4 protein-coding genes are annotated in these 3,862 nt (G+C 62.4%); all 4 read right to left on the bottom strand.

Going from position 1 to position 3,862, the window contains the following annotated elements; translation table 11 throughout:
• Positions 1-689 (bottom strand): potassium transporter TrkG (locus ACTTKG_RS09595; RefSeq protein WP_442673982.1); only part of this gene is annotated, 689 nt, incomplete at its 3' end.
• Positions 690-740: 51 nt separating this feature from the next.
• A complete protein-coding gene (locus ACTTKG_RS09590; protein ID WP_442673981.1) occupies positions 741-1,592 on the bottom strand; it encodes an MTAP family purine nucleoside phosphorylase in 852 nt (283 codons plus the stop codon).
• A complete protein-coding gene (gene mqnC, locus ACTTKG_RS09585) occupies positions 1,593-2,633 on the bottom strand; it encodes a cyclic dehypoxanthinyl futalosine synthase (protein ID WP_442673980.1) in 1,041 nt (346 codons plus the stop codon).
• Positions 2,633-3,733 carry an aminofutalosine synthase MqnE gene (gene mqnE, locus ACTTKG_RS09580; protein ID WP_442673979.1) on the bottom strand — a complete coding sequence of 367 codons (1,101 nt, stop codon included), beginning with the start codon at positions 3,731-3,733 and terminating at the stop codon, positions 2,633-2,635. Before mqnE ends, mqnC begins: the two co-directional genes overlap by 1 nt.
• Positions 3,734-3,862 lie beyond the last annotated feature (129 nt).

The following is a 3,862-nucleotide window of genomic DNA, read 5'->3' as shown; positions in this document are numbered from 1 at the left end:
AAATGCGCGGCGCTCGCGTTGTACGTCGAGAAGCCGCCCGTGCCGATCGTCGACATCGCATGGTTGACGGCGTCGAGCGCACTCATACCGCAGGCGAAGAAGGCGGCGAACGCCGCGCCCGTGAAGACGACGTAGATGCGAAAGAGTACACTCGTGAGGTTCTTGAGGCGCGGCAGGACGCGCTCCGAGCCCTGTGCGCTCGATTCGGCGTTGTACATCGTGATGGCGCTCTGTCCCGTCGCGGGCAAAAGAGCGATGAAGATGACGATGATGCCGAGGCCGCCGAGCCAATGCGTGAGGCTTCGCCAGAGGAGCACGCCCTGCGGCAGAGCCTCGATGTCAGTGACGACGGTCGCGCCCGTGCCCGTGAAGCCCGAGATGCTCTCAAAGACGCCGTCGAGGTAGCCGAGATAACCGCCCAGAAGGTACGGCAGCATGCCGAGGAAGGTCGCCAGAAGCCAGCCGCCGCCCGTGATGGCGATGCCCTCGCGAAGCGTCAGGCGCTCGCCCGGCTCTTGTCCCGCGCGGCGGAGCGCCGTGCCCGCCGCCGCGCTCAAGAGGGCGGCAGCGAAGAGCGGCAAGCGAGAGGATTCGGCATACCACAGGGAAACGGCGAGCGGCACGAGGAAGATCAATCCTTCCGCCTGCGCGATGCGCCCCAAAAAGTACGCCACGACCTTGATGTCCAAAGGAGAAGCCCTCCCTTTCATGGAGAAGGTGCGGAGAAATTCCGCACATCCCTAACCCTTCGCCGACGCCTCGTTGTAGACGTCCTTCAACAGTGTTTCCTTGCGAAGCGCGAGGCACTCGCAATGGCGCTCCTTCGCCGCCGTTTCCCGAATCGTTTCTGCGAGCACCTCGCCGATCATCGGCGCGTCGTCGTAGAAGATATCCTTCATCGTGCCGTACGACCACTTGGGGCGGATGCCCTCGCCGTAGTTCACGACGTAGTAAAGCCCCGCATAGCACGCGCCGATCTCACGCGCGAGATAGACTTCGGGGCAGATGCTCTGCCCGATGATGTCGGCGCAGCCCTTGAGCATGGCGACTTCGGCAGGACTTTCGAAGTGGCGTCCGTCCGTGCACGCGTAAATGCCGCGGTCGAAGATGCGCCCCGAAAAGCGCTTCTTCGTCGCCGCCAGAAGCGAAGCGCGAAGCTCGGGGCAGAGGGCATCGCGCATGATGAGCAGATACCTGCCGTCGAGCATGACGTCCTTGCGGTTCGAGAGGTCGAGATAGTCGTCGGGAATCAGGAAATCGCGCGGATCAAGCAAATGATTCGCCGTGCCGACGCCGCCCTCGGAGAGGACGCGCACGACACCGGCCTCGCGGAAGACCCAGAAGACCTGGCGCGAAGCGTCGGCACGCGTCACGCCCGAGCGCCAGCCGTGCATACGACAAGATAGCGCACGCACCTCGCCGACCGAGAACAGGCGAAACGCGGGGCTTTTGCCGTAGGGCGTGTCGAAGATGAGATTGTCGGCGAGAATTTCTATATCCTCATCGGGAAGACGCGCGGGAAAATCGCTCGAAAGCGTGCCCGAGCCGCCGACGACGCCGAACGATGCGGCGGGAATTTCTTGCTGTGCCATTTATTCGCTCCTTTCGCTGAAGGTTTTCAAAACACGGTACTCCGTATCGCGCTGCGCGGCTTCTCTGCCCGCGCCTTGAATCAGGCGCACCATCTTTTGAATCGACATCTCGTAGCGCGTGCCCGCCGCCTTGACGACGTTCTCTTCGAGCATGATGCTGCCGAGGTCGTCCGCGCCGAAGCCCAGCGTCAGCTGCCCGATGCGCTCGCCCTGCGTGACCCACGAGCCTTGGATGTGCGCGATGTTATCGAGGTAGAGCCGTGTCAAAGCCAGCGTCGTCAAGTAGTCCCACGAGCTTGTCTTCTCGCCGCCAAGCTCCGTGTGGCCGGGCTGAAACGTCCATGTGATGAAGGCGCGGAAGCCGCCTGTCTCGTCCTGCAAGCGGCGCACCTTCTCCATGTGCTCGATGCGGTCGGCCATCGTCTCGCCGAAGCCGATGACCATCGTCGCCGTGCTCTCCATGCCGATCGTGTGCGCCGTCTTCATGATGCGCAGCCAATCGTCGGTCATGATCTTCTTCGGCGCAATCCTCTTGCGGATGCGGTCGACGAGGATCTCCGCGCCGCCGCCCGGCAGGCTGTCGAGTCCCGCCGCCTGCAGGCGCTTCAATGTCTCCTCGACGGAAAGCCCCGCCTTCTCTGCGAAGTAGAGGATCTCCGTCGCCGTGAACGAGTGGATCGTCAGCATGGGAAACTCGCGCTTCAACAGGCGCAGCATTTCCTCGTAATAGGCAAGACCCAGCTCCGGATGCAGACCGCCCTGAATCATCAGCTGCGTGCCGCCCGCCTCGACCGTCTCACGCGCCTTTTCGAGAATTTCCTCGTAGGAGAGCAGATAGGCGTCCGCCGCGTCCAAGCGGCGGTAGAAGGCGCAGAAGCTGCACTCATTGCGGCAGATGTTCGTATAGTTGATGTTGCGGTCGACGATGAACGTCGTGCGGTTGCCGTAGCGCGCGCACCGCACGGCGTCGGCATCGCGGCCGAGCGCGATCGGATCTTGTGCGAGGAGAAGAGCCTCGCCCTCCTTTTCCGTCAGGCGCATTACGCTTCCTCCTCTCCGCTCGCCAACGCGTGATAGAATGTGTCGCGTTCCACAGGCTCGTAGCCCGCCTCGCGGATGATGCGGCAGAGCCTTTCGCGCGTGATGCCCGTGCCCGTCTTGGCGCCCGCCGCGTGGATGATCTTCTCCTCGCCGATCGTGCCGTCGAGATCGTCCGCGCCGAAGCCCAAGGCGAGCTGCGCCACGGGCATCGTCAGCATGATCCAAAACGCCTTTATGTGGCGGATATTGTCGAGGATAAGGCGCGAGAGCGCCATCATCTTCATGTCCTCCCACGAGCCGACGCGCTCCAGCGCATAGTCCTTCGCAAGCTGCGTATTCGCCGGATGGAACGGGAAAGAAACGAACGCCTGGAAGCCGCCCGTCTCGTCCTGGATGTCGCGCAAAGTGACGAGATGCTGCAAGCGCTCCTCGATCGTCTCCACATGACCGTAGAGCATCGTCGCGTTCGTGCGTATGCCGAGAGAATGCGCGGCCTTCATCGTCTCGATCCACTGGGCGGCCGTCGCCTTCTTCGGACAGATGATCGTGCGCACGCGATCCGCGAGGATCTCCGCGCCGCCGCCCGGAAGCGAAGAAAGCCCCGCCTCCTGCAGACGTGCGAGCACATCCTTGACGCTCTTTCCCGTCATCTCGGCAAAATGCACGATCTCGACGGGCGTGAACGCCTTGATGTCGGCATCGGGCAGAGCCGCCTTGACCTGGCGCACAACGCCGAGATAGTAGTCGAAAGGCTTCGTCGGATGAAGCGCCGAGACGATGTGGATCTCGCCGAGCCGCTTGACCTCCTTCGCCTCAGCAAGGACGCGCGCGACGTCCGCCTCCTCCATCACATAGCCATGACTGTCGCCTTCCGCCACTTGAAAGGCGCACAAGGGGCAGCCCGACGTACAGATATTCGTCAGATTGATATGGCGGTTCACATTAAAAAAAACGCTCCTGCCGCTCGCGCGTTCCTTCGCACGCCGCGCCGCATCCGCGAGAAAAAGAAGGTCGTTCTCCTCGTAGAGCGCCAAGGCGTCCGCAAGGCTCAGCCTCTCCCCCTGCTCCGCCCTGCGGCGTGCAGCTTCCAATATCGTCATTGTATCTTAGTTCTCCTCAAATCATATAGCCATGCGGCGCGGCGATCTCGCGCACCCGTGCTGCCGTCAGCTTCGTCACTCGCATGATGAAATCAAGCGACACCTTTTCTTCGAGCATGGAAAGAACGA

Source organism: Selenomonas sp. (assembly GCF_052169755.1).
Lineage (GTDB): Bacteria > Bacillota > Negativicutes > Selenomonadales > Selenomonadaceae > Selenomonas.
The sequence above is the reverse complement of the archived record's forward strand: the minus strand, read 5'-3'. Positions and strand labels throughout refer to the sequence as shown.

Bases quoted from the DNA above. Each gene is read 5' to 3' on its own strand.
- mqnC (WP_442673980.1), bottom strand. From the start codon at position 2,633: ATGCGCCTGACGGAAAAGGAGGGCGAGGCTCTTCTCCTCGCACAAGAT.
- ACTTKG_RS09590 (WP_442673981.1), bottom strand. From the start codon at position 1,592: ATGGCACAGCAAGAAATTCCCGCCGCATCGTTCGGCGTCGTCGGCGGC.
- mqnE (WP_442673979.1), bottom strand. From the start codon at position 3,733: ATGACGATATTGGAAGCTGCACGCCGCAGGGCGGAGCAGGGGGAGAGG.